At 68.1% G+C, this 18,020-nt stretch carries 17 protein-coding genes and 2 pseudogenes; 10 read left to right on the top strand and 9 right to left on the bottom strand.

All coding sequences use genetic code 11. From position 1 onward, the window contains the following. Positions 1-132: 132 nt before the first annotated feature. Positions 133-777: a helix-turn-helix domain-containing protein gene (locus ACNA7R_RS09875; protein WP_416283396.1), complete on the bottom strand. Its 645-nt coding sequence runs from the start codon at positions 775-777 to the stop codon at positions 133-135. 83 nt (positions 778-860) lie between these two features. On the opposite strand from ACNA7R_RS09875, the gene ACNA7R_RS09870 reads away from it, so the two are divergent. Further along, positions 861-1,790: a hypothetical protein gene (locus ACNA7R_RS09870; RefSeq protein ID WP_416283395.1), complete on the top strand. Its 930-nt coding sequence runs from the start codon at positions 861-863 to the stop codon at positions 1,788-1,790. 247 nt (positions 1,791-2,037) lie between these two features. On the opposite strand, the gene ACNA7R_RS09865 is transcribed toward ACNA7R_RS09870, so the two are convergent. Next, positions 2,038-2,538, bottom strand: coding sequence for a TspO/MBR family protein (locus tag ACNA7R_RS09865; RefSeq protein WP_416283394.1), 501 nt, complete (start codon positions 2,536-2,538; stop codon positions 2,038-2,040). A gap of 73 nt (positions 2,539-2,611) precedes the next feature. Next, positions 2,612-2,803 (bottom strand): annotated as a pseudogene (locus ACNA7R_RS09860) (hypothetical protein); the annotation flags it as partial. A gap of 106 nt (positions 2,804-2,909) precedes the next feature. Between ACNA7R_RS09860 and ACNA7R_RS09855 the strand changes: the two are divergent. The 3 genes from ACNA7R_RS09855 (at position 2,910) to ACNA7R_RS09845 (ending at position 7,725) form a co-directional block, all read left to right on the top strand. Then, on the top strand, positions 2,910-5,354 hold the full coding sequence (locus ACNA7R_RS09855; RefSeq protein WP_416283393.1) for a DEAD/DEAH box helicase: 2,445 nt from the start codon (positions 2,910-2,912) through the stop codon (positions 5,352-5,354). A gap of 273 nt (positions 5,355-5,627) precedes the next feature. Beyond that, positions 5,628-7,214: an HTTM domain-containing protein gene (locus ACNA7R_RS09850; RefSeq protein ID WP_416283392.1), complete on the top strand. Its 1,587-nt coding sequence runs from the start codon at positions 5,628-5,630 to the stop codon at positions 7,212-7,214. A 94-nt stretch (positions 7,215-7,308) separates the two neighbouring features. Next, positions 7,309-7,725 (top strand): thiol-disulfide oxidoreductase DCC family protein, encoded by a 417-nt coding sequence (locus ACNA7R_RS09845; protein ID WP_416283391.1) that lies wholly within the window; start codon positions 7,309-7,311, stop codon positions 7,723-7,725. Here ACNA7R_RS09845 and ACNA7R_RS09840 read toward each other — a convergent pair. The 4 genes and pseudogenes from ACNA7R_RS09840 to ACNA7R_RS09825 form a co-directional block, all read right to left on the bottom strand. Further along, entirely contained in the window at positions 7,722-8,444 is a 723-nt protein-coding gene (locus ACNA7R_RS09840) for an Sjogren's syndrome/scleroderma autoantigen 1 family protein (protein ID WP_416283390.1), read from the bottom strand. The genes ACNA7R_RS09845 and ACNA7R_RS09840 overlap by 4 nt on opposite strands. 41 nt (positions 8,445-8,485) lie before the next feature. Then, positions 8,486-8,779, bottom strand: a pseudogene (locus tag ACNA7R_RS09835) (GNAT family N-acetyltransferase); the annotation flags it as partial. A 74-nt stretch (positions 8,780-8,853) separates the two neighbouring features. After that, positions 8,854-9,300 carry a TIGR00725 family protein gene (locus ACNA7R_RS09830; RefSeq protein WP_416283389.1) on the bottom strand — a complete coding sequence of 149 codons (447 nt, stop codon included), beginning with the start codon at positions 9,298-9,300 and terminating at the stop codon, positions 8,854-8,856. Positions 9,301-9,357: 57 nt separating this feature from the next. After that, on the bottom strand, positions 9,358-10,572 hold the full coding sequence (locus ACNA7R_RS09825) for an MFS transporter (protein WP_416283388.1): 1,215 nt from the start codon (positions 10,570-10,572) through the stop codon (positions 9,358-9,360). Between the two features lie 151 nt (positions 10,573-10,723). Between ACNA7R_RS09825 and mdh the strand changes: the two genes are divergently transcribed. After that, positions 10,724-11,638, top strand: coding sequence for a malate dehydrogenase (gene mdh, locus ACNA7R_RS09820; RefSeq protein ID WP_416283387.1), 915 nt, complete (start codon positions 10,724-10,726; stop codon positions 11,636-11,638). Positions 11,639-11,808: 170 nt separating this feature from the next. On the opposite strand, the gene ACNA7R_RS09815 is transcribed toward mdh, so the two are convergent. Next, a complete protein-coding gene (locus tag ACNA7R_RS09815; protein WP_416283386.1) occupies positions 11,809-12,054 on the bottom strand; it encodes a ferredoxin in 246 nt (81 codons plus the stop codon). 181 nt (positions 12,055-12,235) lie between these two features. Between ACNA7R_RS09815 and ACNA7R_RS09810 the strand changes: the two genes are divergently transcribed. The 3 genes from ACNA7R_RS09810 (at position 12,236) to ACNA7R_RS09800 (ending at position 14,624) form a co-directional block, all read left to right on the top strand. Next, positions 12,236-12,592: a hypothetical protein gene (locus ACNA7R_RS09810; RefSeq protein ID WP_416283385.1), complete on the top strand. Its 357-nt coding sequence runs from the start codon at positions 12,236-12,238 to the stop codon at positions 12,590-12,592. Next, positions 12,589-13,323, top strand: a complete 735-nt coding sequence (locus ACNA7R_RS09805) for a DICT sensory domain-containing protein (protein WP_416283384.1) — start codon at positions 12,589-12,591, stop codon at positions 13,321-13,323. The genes ACNA7R_RS09810 and ACNA7R_RS09805 overlap by 4 nt, the downstream gene beginning before the upstream one ends. A gap of 92 nt (positions 13,324-13,415) precedes the next feature. Next, positions 13,416-14,624 (top strand): inorganic phosphate transporter, encoded by a 1,209-nt coding sequence (locus ACNA7R_RS09800; protein ID WP_416283383.1) that lies wholly within the window; start codon positions 13,416-13,418, stop codon positions 14,622-14,624. 2 nt (positions 14,625-14,626) lie between these two features. Here ACNA7R_RS09800 and ACNA7R_RS09795 read toward each other — a convergent pair whose 3' ends face one another. After that, a complete protein-coding gene (locus ACNA7R_RS09795; RefSeq protein ID WP_416283382.1) occupies positions 14,627-15,061 on the bottom strand; it encodes a universal stress protein in 435 nt (144 codons plus the stop codon). 112 nt (positions 15,062-15,173) lie between these two features. On the opposite strand from ACNA7R_RS09795, the gene ACNA7R_RS09790 reads away from it, so the two are divergent. Beyond that, positions 15,174-17,522 carry an ATP-dependent DNA helicase gene (locus ACNA7R_RS09790; RefSeq protein ID WP_416283381.1) on the top strand — a complete coding sequence of 783 codons (2,349 nt, stop codon included), beginning with the start codon at positions 15,174-15,176 and terminating at the stop codon, positions 17,520-17,522. Next, positions 17,522-18,019, top strand: a complete 498-nt coding sequence (cgi121, locus tag ACNA7R_RS09785; RefSeq protein WP_416283380.1) for a KEOPS complex subunit Cgi121 — start codon at positions 17,522-17,524, stop codon at positions 18,017-18,019. The genes ACNA7R_RS09790 and cgi121 overlap by 1 nt, the downstream gene beginning before the upstream one ends. The last annotated feature ends 1 nt before the right edge of the window (position 18,020 follow it).

The raw sequence follows: 18,020 nt of genomic DNA, 5'->3' as shown, positions 1-18,020 counted from the left end.
GCAGAGAGACGCGCTGTCGCGCGTCTCGGACGGCTGTTCGCCCAGTAGAAACTGCGAGCGAAGCGAGCAGTTTGCACGCTCTACGTAACGACTCGAGTGGCCTGGATACAATACCGTGGTTTTTCGGCTCGCTTACGGCTCGCCGTCGAGAACGCCGTCCACCGCTCGAGCCTCGCCTCGACGCAGCAGCTCGGAGGCCGTCGAGACGGCACAGCCGAGTTCGGCCGCGACGGCCTCGATCCCGTTCCGGCGCGGGACCTCGTAGTAGCCCAGCGCTCGAGCGACCTCGAGGGCCTCGCGCTGGCGGTCCGAGACGCTCCCGGAGACCGTCAGCTCGTCGCGGGCCCACAGCACGTCCAGCGAGACGCCCTCCGGAACCGTCTCGAGGATCGTCCCGAGGTCGTCGGGGTGACCCACGAGCGTCAGCCGCATCGTCCGATCCGCCCGAACCTCGATCGGCGGGACGACCACGACCGTCTTCTGAGCCAGCGCGTCCAGCAGCGAAACGCCCTCGGGGCCAAGTTCCTGGCGCAGGTAGAGGAAGAAGCCGTCCTCGACGGGCGTGATCTCGTACTCTCGTACCGTCTCCCGGTCGGCGACCAGCGGCTCGTAGGCAGCCGGATCGCCGTCGACGAACGACGTGATCGTCTCGACGCCGTCGACGGCCTGTCCGCCGAGGATCAGCTCCCGCTCGAGGACCGGGGAGTCGCAGAGCCCCTCGTGGATCGGGGAGAGCGCGTCCCGGTCGTAGCGCAGTTCGATGCCGACGGACTTCACGGTCGGTCGTATGGACGGGATATACTTGAATGGGCGATAGGTTTCGGGAGTACTGAAAACGTCGTTCGCGTCGACTGTCAGGTATGGACGTTCGACCGTGGGTGCGCCGAAGCATCGTTCTCGGAGCGCTCGTCGCCGGAGTCGGGTACGCACAACACCGCAGGCGGTCCGCACCGACAGCCCGCGACTCGAGGTACATCACCGAACGTCACGCGAGCGCGTTTCTCGTCCGTCGTCGCGTCGACGGGGATCGACTCGAGTCGGTTCGCGAAGCCGTCTCGGAACTCCCTGCGGACCCCGACGATCCCGGACCGCTGCTCGGCCTCGAGGGGGCGACCACGGCCTCGTTGTTTCTCGATGCGGACGGCGAGCCGGAGCTGATCTGGTACGTCGAGGTACCACGGTCCGCGACCGCCGGCTGGGACGATCCGGAATCGCGGGTCGAAGAGGCGTTTCCCCTCGAGCACGACGCGCTCGCCCCCCGGGACGCCCGCGTCGACCGGGAGCTGCTGGTCCACGCTGTCAACCCGAGCCGTCCCCGCACCGCGACGGGGACCGACGACGGCCCGCTGGTCGTCGGTGGGACGGAACTCGAGGACGACGTCGACGTCGACCTCGTCCAGTTGCACCTGAAACCGGGGCTGGCGGAGTGGCTTGCGGACCGGTTCGCCGGGCTCTCGCGGCGGGTCGAGCGCGGCGAGATCGATCTCGGCCCCGTCGAGCGCTGGAGCGGAGCGATGCTCGAGGCCGAGAACATGTACACCGAGTCGGTCGTACTCGAGCGCCGACCCGAGGGGTACGTCCTCTGTGGCTACATGGAGACCGAGGCGATGCCGGGGGTGTACGACGCCTACTACGACACCTGGAACCCGGTAGCGCGGGCCTCAGAGCTAGTTTTCGGGCGCGTGCTCGAGGAACCGGCTCAAATCCTCGAGTACCCGCTCGGGACCGGGCTCGAGGTGCTCGCACACGCGGTCGATCCGGACCGACCGCGCCGGCCCGAGGAGTGTTGAATCGGAGCCACGGTTCGATGTATCCGTGACAAGCGGGAGGAGCCGACCAGCCGGCCCCTCGTTGTGGAATCTCCCGGAGAAGGCGTCCTACTCGCACGAACACACGGGACAGCCTCACCCTCCCCAGCCGACTCGTTCGCTCGCGGTCTCGCTCACTCGTCCCTCGCGTGAATTCGAACCGCGCCTCGCTTCGCTCGACGCGGCTCAGCACGCGCCACGGTGGAGTGGTCGGCACCCACAGCCCCGTCTACGCGTTCAGTCGCCAGATCTCGAAGTTGAGGACGGCGGCGAACGTGATCCAGGCGAGGTAGGGCACGAGCAAGGCCGCAGCGCGGCGGTCGACCCGCCGGAAGGCGGCGATGGTCGCGACGACGAGCACCCAGAGGAGCACGATGATCCCGAACGCGACGAGCAGCTGCTCGAGCGAGAAGAAGGCGGGCGTCCAGGAGACGTTGACCGCCATCTGGACGACGAACAGGCCGAGGGCGAGTCGCCGACCGTCGCCCTCGCTGCGCCAGACGAGCCAGAGCGCGACGCCGAGCAGGGTAAACAGCAGCGTCCAGACGATCGAGAAGGCGATGCCGGGCGGGTAGAACCACGGTTTGTCGAGCGCCTGGAACCAGGCCGTGTCCGACGACGAGATGAGGGCGGGTGCGCTGCCGACGGCGTTGACCAGGACGATGAATCCGATCGCGGTAAGGATTGACCGCGGCTCCGGCAAACCGGGGGTTCGCCTCGAGGTTTCCATACGCCCTCGAGGACCCGCAGCTGCTTGGAGGGTTGCGTTGCAACGCACGGACCATTGAGCGGTGACAGTTCCCTCAGCGGCGCTCGAGACCGACGTCGCGCTTCAGTTCGGCTCGAGCCCGCCGCGCGTTCTCGGGTGCATCGCCGTCGCGCCAGTACTCGGCTCCGGCGCGGGTTCGCCGACGCCGTTCGTCGAGCAGGCGGGAAACGGCGTCGTCGAACGTCTCCCCGACCGCACGCAGCGACTCGAGTCTCGCATAGGTCGCTTCGGAGACGCGGGTTCGTTCGCTTACGGGACCACTATCGTTCCGCCGGCTTCACTTTCACCCCGATACGCGAACCCTTATTCGCGGCGAGAATGAACGCCCGGCAATGGCAGCGACGGACGAGGACGGCGGCCAGCCGACGATCGACCACCCCCTGCTCGAGCCGGACTTCCTCGAGCGCCGGCTCTACCAGCTCAAGCTCGCGGGGACGGCCGCGAACCACCACACGCTCGTCTGTCTCCCGACGGGGCTGGGGAAGACGACGGTGAGCCTGCTGGTGACCGCCCGCAGGCTCGAGGAGGTCGGCGGAACCGCCCTGATGCTCGCCCCCACGAAACCCCTCGTCCAGCAACACGCCGAGTTCTACCGGGAGGCCCTGCAGATACCGGACGACGAGATCGTCGTCTTCACAGGCGACGTCAGTCCCGACGACCGGGCAGCCCTGTGGAAGGAGGCGACAATCGTGATGGCCACCCCGCAGGTGATCGAAAACGACCTCGTCGGCTCCCGAATCTCGCTCGCCGACGTCACGCACATCACCTTCGACGAGTGCCACCGCGCCACCGGCGACTACGCGTACAACTACATCGCCGAGCGCTACCACGCCGACGCGAACGACCCGCTCGTCACCGGAATGAGCGCCTCGCCGGGCGGCGACGAGGAGGCCATCCTCGAGGTCTGCGAGAACCTCGGCCTCCAGGAAGTGGAGGTGATGACCGAGGAGGACGCCGACGTCGCGGAGTTTACCCACGACACCGACGTCGAGTGGGAACGGATCGAGCTTCCCGAGGAGGTCCTCGAGATCCGCGACGCGTTGAACGAGGTGATCACGGATCGCCTCGAGAAGCTCAAAGAGCTCGGGGTGGCTTCCTCGACCCAGCCCGACCAGTCCCAGAAGGATTTGAACCGGATGCGCGCGGAGCTCCAGAAACTGATCAACAACGACCAGTCGGAGGGGTTCGAGGGGATGTCCGTCCACGCGGAAGTAATGAAGCTCCGTCAGGCCGTCACCCTCGTCGAGACCCAGAGCGTCGAGGCCCTCAGACGATACTTCGACCGCCAGCGCAATCAGGCCCGCTCCTCGGGGGCGTCGAAAGCGAGCCAACGGATGGTCTCCGATCCCCGCGTCCGCGAGGCGATGCGCAGAGCCGAGAGCTTCGACGAGCTCCACCCCAAGTACCGCAAGGCGCGGATGCTGCTCGCGGAAACGCTGGGGCTCGAGGGCGGCGACCGGGTGATCGTCTTCACCGAATCGCGCGACACCGCGGAGGCGCTGACAGAGTTCCTGAGCGAGAGCTTCGACGCCAAGCGGTTCGTCGGCCAGGGCGACCGCGAGGGGTCGGACGGAATGACCCAGAAGGAACAACAGGAGGTGCTCGACGCCTTTCGGAGCGGGGAGTTCGAGGTGCTGGTCTCGACGTCGGTCGCCGAGGAGGGACTGGACGTCCCGGAGGTCGACCTCGTGCTCTTCTACGAACCCGTCCCGACCGCGATTCGGTCGATCCAGCGCAAGGGTCGAACGGGACGCCAGTCGGAGGGACGGGTCGTCGTCCTGCTGGCCGAAGACACCCGCGACGAGGCCTATTTCTGGATCTCGAAGCGCCGCGAGAAGGAGATGGAGTCCGAACTGCGCGAGCTAAAGGGGATGGCCGACGACCTCGAGGAGGAACTCGACGACGCCCAGCAGTCCCTCGCCGCGTTCGAGAGCGGAGCGAAAGTGGACGGCGACGGCAGAAAACCGCAACCCGGCGGCGGGACTTCCAGCGGAAACGGGGGGGTTGGCGATCGGCCAGGGCTACAGGAGTTCGGCGAGGAGAACTCGGACTCGAACAGCGATAGCGACGATTCGAGCGACGAGGACGAGAACGTCGAGACCCACGAACCCCACGCCGAGGGCGAGAACGTCGAGGTCGTCGCCGACCAGCGCGAGATGGACGCCACCATCGCCCGCGAACTCTCGCGCCGGGAGGAGTACGAGGTGCGCCTCGAGACCCTGGAGGTTGGCGACTACGTGCTCTCGGACCGGGTCGCCGTCGAACGGAAGTCCGTCGCGGACTTCGTCGACTCGCTGGTCGGCGGCGACCGCTCGGTGTTCGAGCAGGTCGGCGCGATGAGCCGTCACTACGCCCGCCCGATCGTGGTCGTCGAAGGTGAGGGGCTGTACGAACAACGGGACGTTCACCCGAACGCCGTCCGGGGGGCGCTCTCGAGTCTGGCCGTCGACTTCGGCGCGAGCGTCCTCCGGACCGAGGGCGAGAGCGATACGACCGAACTGCTCGCGGTGATCGCCGGCCGCGAACAGGAGACCGTCGATCGGGAGGTGTCGGTCCACGGCCAGAAGCAGGCCAAGACGATGACCGAACAGCAGGAGTACGTCGTCTCCTCGATCGCCGAGATCGGACCCGTCACCGCCAGGGCGCTGCTCGAGGAGTTCGGCACCGTCGAGGCGGTGATGATCGCGAGCGAGGACGAACTGATGGAAGCCGACGGCGTCGGCCGAGTGACCGCCGAACGGATCCGCGACGTGATCGGCAGCGAGTACACGGGCTGACCGCAGGTACCGGCCGTCCGACTCGAGGCCTCCGACGCCGCCGTCGTCCGTTCTGAGGGGAAAATATATACCGGTCGCGTCTTCATTCACGGGAAGACGACCGTCTCGGTTCCTCGATAGTCGGGATGGAGCGAAACTCCGGCTCCCGATCCGGAGCCGGACGGTCAGCCAAGGGGTGCCAGATAATGGGTAAGGACTCGGGCGAGAACAGTCACGGAACCGGCCGCTCTCGGAACCGGTTCGGAGGAGCCGGTCGACCGCGACCGGAGAACGATGAGTAGCGCGTTCGAACCCCGTTCGCTCCCGGACCGGATCCGGCGGGCGGTCGCGGATCGGTTCCGGATCGACACGCGAACGCTCGCGGTCTTTCGGGTGTTCGTCGGGCTGTTGATCGTCGCCGACCTGTTGCTGCGGAGTCGCAACTTCGGGTACTTCTACACCGAAAACGGCGTCGTTCCACGGGAGCTCGCGGTCGCGATGAGTTCCGAGAGCGCGTTCTCGATCTACCACTACACGACGAGTTCGACGGCCATCGCCGCCCTGTTCGTTCTGCAAGGGCTGATCGCGCTCCAGCTGATCGTCGGCTACAGGACCCGGCTGGCGACGATCCTCTCGTTCCTGTTCGTCGTCTCGCTCGACCACCACAACCCGCTGGTACTGAGCTACGCCGACGTCCTGTTCCGGCTCCTGTTGTTCTGGGCGATCTTTCTCCCGCTGGGCGAGCGCTGGTCGGTCGACGCGATCCACGCCGACCGCGATCCCCGAGAGAGCATCGCCAGCGTCGGCTCCGCGTTGATCCTCTGTCAGATGGTGGTTATGTACGTCGTCAACGGCTACCACAAGGCCCAGGACGAGCTCTGGACCAGCGGGCAGGCGACCCCGCTGATCATGGGACTCGACGACACGACCTTCCTGCTGGCCGAGTCCCTCCGGGAGTTCACCACGCTGCTCCAGATCGGCGGCCTGACGTGGTTCTACATGCTGATATTCTCCTGGCTGCTGATCGTCCTCACCGGCCGAAAGCGGATGCTGCTCGTCGCGATGTTCGTGGCCTCCCACGCCTCGTTCATCGTGACGGTGCGGATCGGTGCGTTCCCCTACGTCGCCATCGCCGGCGTCATGCTGTTCCTCCAGGCCCAGTTCTGGACGGATCTGAAGGCGGTCGCCAGCTACCTCGAGGTCGAGTACGAACGGTTCGACCCGGAGTGGCAACTCGAGCCCCTCGCGGCGCGTCTTCCGGCGGTGCAGATCGACCGGGACCGACGCCGGCGGGCGAGAAAAACCGCGTACGGCATCGGCCTGGGGCTGGTCGTGTTCTCGATGGGGGCGTTCACGATCATGTCGCTGGCCCCGATCGGTAACGTCGCCGAGACGGAGACAACCGTCGAGGAACGGATCGAGGGCACCGCCCAGCAGCTGAGCATCGATCAGCCGGACTGGAGCGTCTTCGCCCCGACGCCGCGAACGACCGACGGCTACTACGTCTTCCCGGCGCAGACCGCCGACGGCGACGTGGTAGACGTCTACAACGGGCAGGCGGAGGTCTCCTACGATCGGCCCTACGACGAACTCCAGACGCAGTACGGTTCCTACCGCGAGCGGTTCTACATGAACAGCGTTCGCCGCGGCGGGATTCAGGGCAGCAACGACGCCCCCAAGAAGCTGGCCGAGTACATCTGTACGACCTGGGAGGAGGAACACGGCACCGAACTCACCCACGTGAACATGTACCGTGTGACCGAGGACGTGACCATGGAGACGATCGATTCGCCGGAGGACCGAGAAACCGACATCACGCCCGTCTACCAGCACGGTTGCGGCGACCACGAGCCGACGGAGATCCACCCGCCGAGTAGCTAACTTCGCTTCGACGGCTCAACGAGGGTGAGCGCCTCCCCAGAGCCTCGAGACGCTGATCGGAAAGCTGAACTGCGGTTGACACCAACGCCCTCCAATGAGCGAGGAGATTCCCGACGAGGAACCGATCGTCCTCTTCGACGGCGTCTGTAACCTCTGTGCCGGGTTCGTCCAGTTTATTGTGCCGCGGGACGACGAGGAAGTCTTTCACTTCGCGTCGCTGCAGTCCGACGTCGGGCAGCGACTGCTCGCCGACTACGGCCTCGCCGACGATCACCTCGATTCGATCGTCCTGATCGAGGGCGACGACGCCTACGTGAAGTCGGCGGCCGTCCTCCGGATCGGCGCCATCCTCGGCGGGGTCTACGCGCTCGGCCGCCCGCTGCAGTATCTGCCGCGACGGCTCCGGGACTGGGGATACGATGTCGTCGCCGCCAACCGCTATCGCGTGTTCGGCAAGAAAGACCAGTGCATGATGCCGACCGGCAACGTTCGGGAGCGGTTTCTCGACTAGCGCAGCGTCTCGAGGGCCTCCCCGGCTTCCCGGGCGGCCTCGAGGCACTCCCGGGCGTAGCGCGGATCGTCAGTCTCGCCCGCCTCCCGCGAGAACTTCTCGAGGGCAGCGACCAGCGAGGCCCGGGCGCTCTCGAGGTCGTCCGTCCGCGAGCCGGCCGCCCGCCCCGAGCGACCGGCGGAGGGTCGTCGGCTCGAGTCGGCGTGGTGGCGGTCGGACTGGGCCCGTCCTGCCTCCCCGGACCGGGACGTGTCGTCCTCCGACTGGGTGCGAACCTCGCGACCTGCCGTCGACTCGGACGGCGGCGACGCGGGGCGATCGCTCGAGTCGCCCGCGGGATCCGCGTCGGCGGTCTGGCCCGCTCGTTCGGGCTCCGTCTGGGGGCCGTCCCCGTCGGTCGAGCCCGTGCCGTCGATCTCGGGCTGCGGTCGGGTCTGCTCTCCGTCCTCGTCGGCGTCATCGACCGTCGACCCGTCGGCCGGCTGGGCCTCGAGCTCCGTTCCCTGAACGGCGTCGGGGTTGCCGTGACAGCTGGGACAGAACGTCGTCCCGTCCTGCTGGAAGAGGGGATCGCCGCAGGTGCCACAGTGGCTGTTGGTCATCGTCGCTCCCTTGAGCAGGAGGTCGCTCATCCGCTGGGTGGCCTTCCGCTCGGCCTTGTCGCGCTCGTACTTCTCGCGAAGCTTCTCGCGCTCGGCTTCCTTGTCGAAGTCGCTCATACCCGTTCGAAGGCGGCCCAGCGGCGAAAAACCTGCGGACCCTACTCCGTGCGGCGGTACATCCCCTTCGAGGCGGGGCGGACGTCCTCGTAGCCGAACCGCTCGTAGAAGCCGTCGACGTCCGCGATCAGGGTGACGTACGCCTTCGGGGGCGCCTCGCGCTCGAGGTAGGCTTCGAGCCGTCGGACGATCCGCGTGCCGAGCCCGCGTCCCTGGTGGTCGGGACGGACCGCGATATCCGAGAGCAGGTACACCGTGCCGCCGTCGCCGACGATCCGCCCCATCCCGACGGTCTCGTCCGTGGGTTCGTGGACGGCGACGGCGCCGAACAGCGAGATCCGGAGGTGGGCCGGCGGATCGACGACCTCGAGGGCCTTGAGCAGCCCAGGCAGGGGACTCGAGGAGAGGCTCAGTCCGAAACCGCGGCCTCGACGGCGTCGACGGCCGCTTCGGGCGTCTCGACGGTCTCGACGCCGGGCACGTCGTGGGTCTCGAGGCCGACGATGGGTCGATCGTAGACCCCGGCGAAGCCGATCTCCGAGAGCGTGCCGTGGCTCCCCGCGAGCGCGATCACCGCCTCGCCGTTCAGCGGGACGAGGGCATTCCTGGCGTGGCCGAGCCCGGTCGCGATCGGAATATCGACGTAGTCGTTCGCATCCCCCGGTCGCTCCGTCGGGAGGATGCCGATCGTCGAGCCATCCTCCGACTTGGCACCGCGACAGACCGCCTCCATCGTCCCGCCGAGTCCGCCGCAGACGACCGTATGTCCTCGCCGTCCGAGTTCCCGGCCCACGGCCTCGGCTCGAGCGGTCGCCTCGTCCTCGATTCGGCCGCCACCGATGACGCTGACGCGCATGCTCGAGGACGCGACGGCGAGCGCAAAGACCGGTTCGGTCTCGAGCGACGGCGATCGTCAGGCCCGAGCGCGAACGAGGAGGACCGCGGCGAGGGCGAGCCCGCCCGTCGGGAGCGCCGCGAGCGCGACGAACAGGAGGGCCGTGCCGCCGTAGGTGAGCGCGATCCCGGCGATCGACGCCCCCACCGCGCCGATCCCGAACACGCCGAGGTAGGTGTAGCCGAACGACAGCCCCTGGACGTCCGCGGCGACGTACTCGCCGATCAGTGCCTGGTGAATCGGCGCCTCCATGAAGACGAAAAAGCCCAGCAGCGCACAGATGGCGACCGTCGCGAACAGGCCGAACGACGTGACGACGGGAAACGACAGCGAGACGACAATCAGCGCGAGGAAGACGGCGACGATCGTCCGCTCTGGCGAGCGGCTGTCGCTCAGCCGCCCGCCGGCGTACTGGCCCGCGGCGCCGACGAGCAACAGGCCGGCGTAGGCGTACTGGCTCGGCTCGAAGGTCTCGCCCGCGATCTCGACGGGTTCGAACACCGGCAGCCCCGCCAGCACGTCGGGGAGGAACGTGAACAGCCCGCGGTAGTACGTCCCCGCGAGGACGGCGATAGCGAAGACGAGCAGGAAGCTGCCGACGAACAGCACTCTCGACTGCGCGACGATCGCCGAGAGGCCGTCGGCGTCGGTCGCCGTCGACTCGTCGGAATCGGTCGCCGTCCGCTCGGCGAACTCGAGCCGGCCCGCGACGAGGATCGCGAGAACGGCGGGGACGGCGAACAGCCCGGCGACGAGCCGCCAGTCCAGAAACGTAAGCAGGAGCGCGGCGACGAGGGGCCCGACGGCGGTGCCGACGTTGCCGGCGACGCCGTGGTACGCGAGGACGGTCCCCTGGCGCTCCGAGCCGCGGGTGATAAGCGAGAGTCCGGCGGGGTGGTACAGGCTGGCCGCGGCGCCCCAGAGCACGAGCGCGACCGCGAGCAGCGGGAGCGACGGCGCGAGCGCGATCAGGACGAACCCCCCGCCCATTCCGGCCATCGAGAGGACGACGAGCCGTTTCGAGCCGTAGGTGTCCGCGAGCGCGCCGCTCGGCAACGCCCCGATCCCGATGAGCGCGTAGCCGACGGCGACCACCGTTCCGAGGACGGCCGCCGAGACGTCGAACGCTTCGAGCCAGACGACGACGAACAGCGGGATCGTCAGCTCGTAGAGGTGGAACGTCGCGTGCCCGAGCATGGTAAAGCGGGCGATCCGACGATCGTTCCGATCCATGGGGCCGATAGCTCGAGCGAGAGGAGATAGCGATTGTGGAAGCGTCCGGACTCCGCGTGGTTCGACGATCGACGTACAATCCATCGCCAATCTCGAGTGAGCGTGGACGACCGACGGATTTAACGCCTGGGATGGTGCAGTTTCACGTGGTATGACGAAAGTTAGCGTAGTCGGCGCGGCCGGCACGGTCGGGGCCGCCGCAGGCTACAACATCGCGCTCCGAGACATCGCGGACGAACTCGTCTTCGTCGACATCCCGGATCAGGAGGATACGACGATCGGCCAGGCCGCCGACACGAACCACGGCGTCGCCTACGATTCGAACACGACGGTCCGAAAGGGCGAGTACGAGGACACCGCTGGGTCGGACGTCGTCGTCATCACGGCCGGGATCCCGCGCCAGCCCGGTCAGACCCGGATCGATCTGGCCGGCGACAACGCGCCGATCATGGAGGACATCAGCTCCTCGCTGGCCGAACACAACGACGACTTCGTCACCGTCACCACCTCGAACCCCGTCGACCTGCTCAACCGCCACCTCTACGAGGCCGGCGACCGGGCCCGCGAGCAGGTGATCGGCTTCGGTGGTCGGCTCGACTCCGCCCGGTTCCGGTACGTGATCGCCCAGCGCTACGACGTCCCCGTCCGGAACGTCGAGGCGACGATCCTCGGCGAACACGGCGACGCCCAGGTTCCCGCCTTCTCGAAGGTGCGGGTGAACGGGAAAGATCTCGAGTTCACCGACGACGAGAAGGAGGAACTGCTCGAGGAGCTGCAGACCTCGGCAATGAACGTCATCGAGAAGAAAGGTGCCACCCAGTGGGGCCCCGCGACGGGCGTCGGTCACACCGTCGAGGCGATCCTCCGCGATACGGGCGAGGTACTGCCCTGCAGTGTCGTCCTCGAGGGCGAGTACGGCCACGAGGACACCGCGTTCGGCGTCCCGGCCAAGCTCGGCGCCGACGGCGTCGAGGAGATCGTCGAGTGGGATCTGACCGAGTTCGAGCGCAACCAGCTCGGCGAGGCCGCCGAGAAGCTCTCGGATCAGTACGACAAGATCGCCTGATCGGCGTCCCGACAGCAGACGGGCGTTCTTTTCGTGTAGCGTCGGCAACGCTGTCCCCGACGAGACTCTCATCTCGATCCGCTATGTCGAGCGATGTCTCGAGCGGGAGCCGATCGAATCGGTGACACACTCGAACTCCACACGGCATGGACCAACAACGATCCGCCGGATTACGGGATTAGCTGTTCGCCGTCGTCGTCGTAGATCGTGATCGCGTCGACGGGACAGGTCCGGGCGGCGAACTTCGCGTCGAGTTCGGCCTCCTCGGGCACCTCGCGGACGAAGAGCCCGTCCTCGACCTCCTCGCTGTCCTCGAGAACGGCCTTCCCGGCCGACTTGTCCTTCTCGAAGGCGTCCCACTCGGCGACGCACTGGTACATCCCGATACAGGTCTCCTCGTCGAACTCGACTCTCATGGCCGAGAGTTGGATCGATCGTCGTAAATCGTTAGCGGTCGTGGCGGCCGAACGTCGGATCTCGATCGGTTTCGTTGCCCGACGACGATGTTCACGTTCACAGGAAATAGTTCTTTAAACGACTGTCTCGGTCGTTTGGGATACGGCTTATGCCGCCGAGGATCTAAGTTTATGAACAACCATGAAAGACCGTCTCGAGGATCTCTCCGCGCTCGCGGACGCCGCGCCCGAGCACGACGTCGACGACCTCCTCGAGCTCCTCTCGGCGCGAGAGATCCGCATCACGCTGGCGTACCTGTACGATCATCCGAACGCGACGATCGACGAACTCGCCGCAGCGGTCACCGGGACCGCCGCAGCCGAGGACGGACGGATCGGCGGCGAGTCGGAGTACGAGCGGGCGTACGTCTATCTCCACCACTCGATACTCCCCAGGCTCCAGGATCACGGACTGATCGCGTTCGATCCGGCCGACGGGAGCGTCGAGGAGGTCGACGTGCCGCCCGCCGTCTACGACTTCCTCGGGGTCGGCGAATGAGCCTCGAGACGCTCGGCGAAGCGCTCGAGCGCGCCGAGGCCGAGCGAAAGCGCCTCGAAGTCCACGCGAGCGACAGCGACGTCGCGACCGATCTCCAGCGCCAGTTCGCGAGCCGGAACGTCGCGGTCGAGTACTGCCGAGCCGCGGCGTTCGAGGACGGATTCGTGGTGGTCCGCGATTCCGACGGCAGGTTTCGAGGCGCGCTGGGTCTCGAGGCGTTCGACGCCCTCCTCTCGCCGGAGATCCACCCGCCCTGGACGCTCGAGGAGACCGACGTCGACCTCGGCGAGCTGCTCGACTTCCTGGAGGGAACGCCGTTCGCCGCTGCCGACCGGCGACAGCTGCTCGCGGTCTCGCGGGAGATCGAGGAGCGAGCGTGGCGAGTCGCCGACGGCACCCTGTACGCCGGCTTCCAGCGCGAGGCGGCGTTCGCCGACCAGCTCGAGGTCTACGAGCGGCTGGCGGCTCGCGGAACGCTCTCCGTGACGGCGTTTCTCGACGACGACTGGGACGCGCCCCTCGAGGGGCCGTCGGTGGTCTCGGCGTCGGGCGAGATCGGACGGTTCTGGTTCGTCGCCTTCGAGGCCGCCGACACCGACCGCCAGAGCTGCGCGCTGGTCGCCGAGGAGCGCCAGCCCGGGGAGTACGACGGCGTCTGGACGTACGATCCCGCGTTCGTCGCCGAACTGATCGACCACCTCGAGCGCAGCTACGAGGTTCCGGAGGCGTAGCCGTCCCTCGACCCGAAGGGTGCTGGCCCGCCGGACGGCGACCGGAGCGGACGAACGCTTTTGTCCCGCGGGCGCAACTATCACTCCACCGAATGGTCGCCCTGTCGTTCGCCGTCCTCGTCGGAACCGCTATTCTCACCTGTCTGTTTATGGCGTGGGTGCTGGGAGCCAACAGCAACTCGCCGCCGTTCGCACCCGCGATCGGCGCGAACGCGATCTCGACGATGCGGGCGGCGTTCGTCATCGGCCTGCTCGCGGCCGCCGGCGCGCTCATGCAGGGCGGCAGCATCTCCGAGACGGTCGGTGCGGACCTCATCGACGGCGTCGCGATCACGCCGCTTGCGGCCACCGCCGGGTTGCTGACCGCAGCGACGTTCATGGCGGTCGGGATCTACACCCGGTACCCGATCCCCGCGGCGTTCGCGACGACGGGCGCGATGATCGGCGTCGGGCTCTCGCTGGGCGGCGATCCGGCGATGGCGACCTACCAGCGCCTCGGCACCTTCTGGCTGCTGGTGCCGTTTATGTCCGGCGGGCTGGCGTACGCGACGGCGGTCGTGTTGCGTCGCGACGACGTCCCCGAATCGGTCGGCGTCCCGCTGCTCGCGGGAATCGTCGGCGCGATCGTCGCGAACATCCAGCTGGGCGTCATCCCGGATCCGACGGCCGACCAGGGAACCCTCGCCAGGTTCGTCTCCCGCCAGTTCGGCGGCGGGCCGGTGCTGGTCGGCGACGTCGACCTCGGCACCGTGCTCGTGACGATCGTCGTCGGTGCCCTCGCGTTCTCGTGGGTCCGAAAACGAGTGCTCGCCTCCGTCGAGGACGGCATCCGGTCGTTCCTGCTGGTTCTCGGCAGCATCGTCGCGTTCTCCTCGGGCGGCTCGCAGGTCGGGCTCGCGACCGGTCCCCTCGAGAACCTGTTTCGGATCGAACTCGGACTGCCGGGGATCACGCTGCTCGCGCTGGGCGCCGCCGGGATCCTCGCCGGCGCCTGGATGGGCGCCCCGCGGCTGTTGCAGGCCACCTCGCGGGAGTACGCTCAGCTCGGGGTTCGGCGCTCGATCGCTGCGCTGGTTCCGGGATTCATCATCGCCCAGCTGGCGATCGCACTCGGCATCCCGATCTCGCTGAACAACATCATCCTCTCGGGCGTCATCGGCGGCGGGCTGGCCGCGGGCTCGGCCGGCGTCTCGAGGCGGAAGATCGGCGTTACCGTCACGTTCTGGCTGCTGACGCTTGGCAGTTCGATCCTCGTCGGGTACGGACTCTACCGGGCGTTCGCGGCGGTCATCGGCGGCTGACCTCACTCGAGGACGGTCACCGGCCGGTCGGTTCGCTCGACGACCGTCGCGGCGACACCGCGACCGAGGACTCGCCGCATCAGGCTCGAGGACTTCCTGTCGTGGCCGTGCATGACGACCTGATCGACGTCGTGCTCGGTCGCGTACCGTGGGACGACGGTTCCGGGTCGGCCCGACGCGGTGTCGATCCGGACCCGATCGGTCGCGGACGGGTCGTCGATCGACTCGAGCAGCCGAGTCGCACGGTCTCGAGCCGCGTCGGCCCGATCCTCGTCGCGCTCGAGCACCCCGCCCTCGCTCATCGGCGCGTCCAGCGGCGTGACGACCGCGAGCAGCGTGACGTCGGCGTCGGGGAACGTCTCGAGGGCGTAGGCGAGGGCGTCGTCCTCGCGCGGTCGACCGAGCGTGGGAACGAGGACGCGGTCGGGGTCGGCCATGCGGTCACTTCGTCCGCCACCGACATCGGTCTATCGCCCACGGGCCGAACGGCGGCTACGGGTGAACCGGCGAGACGACAGTTTAAACCGCGGGACGCGCCAACTGCGGGTAATGAACATCGAGGAGCTGTCGGGGCTCCCGCCCGGCGCCGTCGAACACTTCCGCAGCGAGGAGATCGAGGAGCTCTACCCTCCCCAGGCCGAGGCCGTCGAAGCCGGCGCGACCGAGGGCGAGAACCTCGTCGCGGCCGTCCCCACGGCGAGCGGCAAGACCATGATCGCCGCGCTGTCGATGCTGTCGGCGATCGAGCGTGGCGGGAAGGCCCTCTATATCGTCCCGCTACGGGCGCTGGCCAGCGAGAAACGCGAGGAGTTCGCGGCCTACGAGTCGTTCGGCGTCGACGTCGGCGTGACGACGGGCAACTACGAGTCGACCAGCGACTGGCTCGCCACGAAGGATATCGTCGTCGCCACCAGCGAGAAGGTCGACTCGCTCGTCCGCAACGGCGCGAGCTGGCTCTCCGAGCTGACCTGCGTCGTCAGCGACGAGGTCCACCTCATCGACGACCGCAACCGGGGACCGACCCTCGAGGTCACGCTCGCGAAACTGCGCCGGCTCAACCCCGATTTGCAGACCGTCGCGCTGTCGGCAACAGTAGGAAACGCCGACGAAATTGCGGCGTGGCTCGACGCCGAACTCGTCGACACCGACTGGCGCCCGATCGACCTGCAGATGGGCGTCCACTACGGCAACGCGCTCAACTTCGACGACGGCTCGACCCGCGAGGTGCCCGTCGAGGGCAGCGAGAAGCAGGAGGCCGCGCTCGTCCGCGACATCGTCCAGGAAGGGGGCTCCTCGCTCGTCTTCGTCAACTCGCGGCGAAACGCCGAGGCCGCCGCCCGCCGACTGGGCCAGGTCACGAGCCGGGAGCTGACCGACGGCGAGCGCAGTGACCTGGCGGAGCTGGCCGCGGAGATCCGCGAGGACAGCGACACTGAGACGAGCCGAGACCTCGCGGACTGCATCGAACGCGGGTCGGCGTTTCACCACGCGGGCCTCTCGAGTACCCAGCGCTCGCTCGTCGAGGACGCCTTCCGCGAGCGCCTGCTGAAGGTGATCTCGGCGACGCCCACCCTCGCCGCGGGGGTGAACACGCCTGCCCGGCGAGTCATCGTCCGCGACTGGCGCCGGTTCGATCCGACCGCAGGGGGAATGGCCCCGCTGGACGTCCTCGAGGTTCACCAGATGATGGGCCGCGCGGGACGACCGGGGCTCGACCCCTACGGCGAGGCCGTCCTGCTCGCGAAGAGCCACGACGAGAGCGAGGAGCTGTTCGACCGGTACATCTGGGCCGATCCCGAACCCGTCCGCTCGAAGCTCGCCGCCGAGCCCGCTCTGCGGACCCACGTGCTCGCGACCATCGCCTCCGGCTTCGCCCGCACGCGGGAGGGGTTACTCGAGTTCCTCGAGGCGACGCTGTACGCGAGCCAGTCGACCGAGGCAGGACGGCTCGAGACCGTGACCGACAGCGTGCTGGACTACCTCGAGCGAAACGATTTCGTGGAGCGCGACCGCGGTGATGGGGGGGCTGACGCCGGCGCGTTCACGACCGCAGCCGACCTCGCTGACGGCGGCGGGCGTAGCGAGGATCTCGAGGCAACCAGCCTCGGCCACACCGTCTCGCGGCTCTACCTCGACCCGATGAGCGCGGCGACGATCGTTCACGGGCTCGAGGACGCCGACGACCGGCCCACCGCGCTCGGGCTCTACCAGCTCGTCTCCCGGACGCCGGACATGTACGAACTCTACCTGCGCTCGGGCGAGGACGAGACGTTCGGCGAACTCTACTACGAGCGCGAGGCCGAACTGCTCGGCGACGCGCCCAGCGAGTTCGAGGAGGAGCGCTTCGAGGACTGGCTCGCCGCGCTGAAGACGGGGAAGCTGCTCGAGGACTGGGCCGAGGAGGACGACGAGGAACGGATAACCGAGCGGTACAAGATCGGCCCCGGCGACCTGCGCGGGAAGGTCGACACCGCCGAGTGGCTGCTCGGGGCGGCCGAATCGCTCGCGGGCGAAATCGACAGCGAGTGGACCGTCGCCGTCCGCGAGGCCCGCGCTCGCGTCGAACACGGCGTCGGCGAGGAGCTGCTCGAGCTGGTCTCGGTACGGGGCGTCGGCCGCAAGCGCGCCCGGCAGCTGTACGCGGTCGGCATCGAGGAGCCCGCCGACCTCCGCAGCGCGGACAAGTCGGTCGTCCTCGGGGCGCTGAAGGGCGAGAAGACGGCCGAGAACATCCTCGAGAACGTCGGCCGCGAGGACCCCTCGATGGACGACGTCGAGGCCGACGCGTCGGCCGCAACGGTAACGGGTGGCTCGAGCGACGACGACGGCACTGCCGAGACGGAGGCGACCGCGACGACCGACGACGAGGAGAGTCAGTCCAGCCTGGGTGATTTCTGATGGAGCTGCTCGAGTGTACCCTCGCGATCGACGATCTCGATCGATTCGTCGCCGACCTCGCCGAGATCGGCGAGACGCACGGAACGACCCTGCAGGCGTTCGACGCCCGCTACGTCGCCGGGCCGCGCCACCTCGAGCGGGCCGTCGAACTCGCCGACCGCTCGATCGACCGCGGCGAGAACGTCGCCCGCGACCGGGCCGTCGAGATCCTGCTGTACGCCGCCGGCCGTCGACAGATCGACCGCGCGCTGGAGATGGGCGTCGGCGAGGGCGAGAACCGGGCCGTCGTCCTCGCGGACGGGGGCGACGAGGCCGCAGCGCTCGAGGGCGTCCGGGAACTCGAGGCGTTCGCCGACACAGAGTCGACCCTCGAGAGGCCCGACGAGGAGACGATCCAGGAGTTCTTCGAGATTCCCGACCGCGAGCGGGCGGCGACCGACGCCTCGCTGGGCGCGCTGGTCCGCGAGCGGGTGGCGCTGCTCGAGGTCGAGAAGTGAG

Origin of the sequence: Natronococcus sp. (assembly GCF_047921035.1) — an archaeon.
GTDB lineage: Archaea > Halobacteriota > Halobacteria > Halobacteriales > Natrialbaceae > Natronococcus.
The sequence above is the reverse complement of the archived record's forward strand: the minus strand, read 5'-3'. Positions and strand labels throughout refer to the sequence as shown.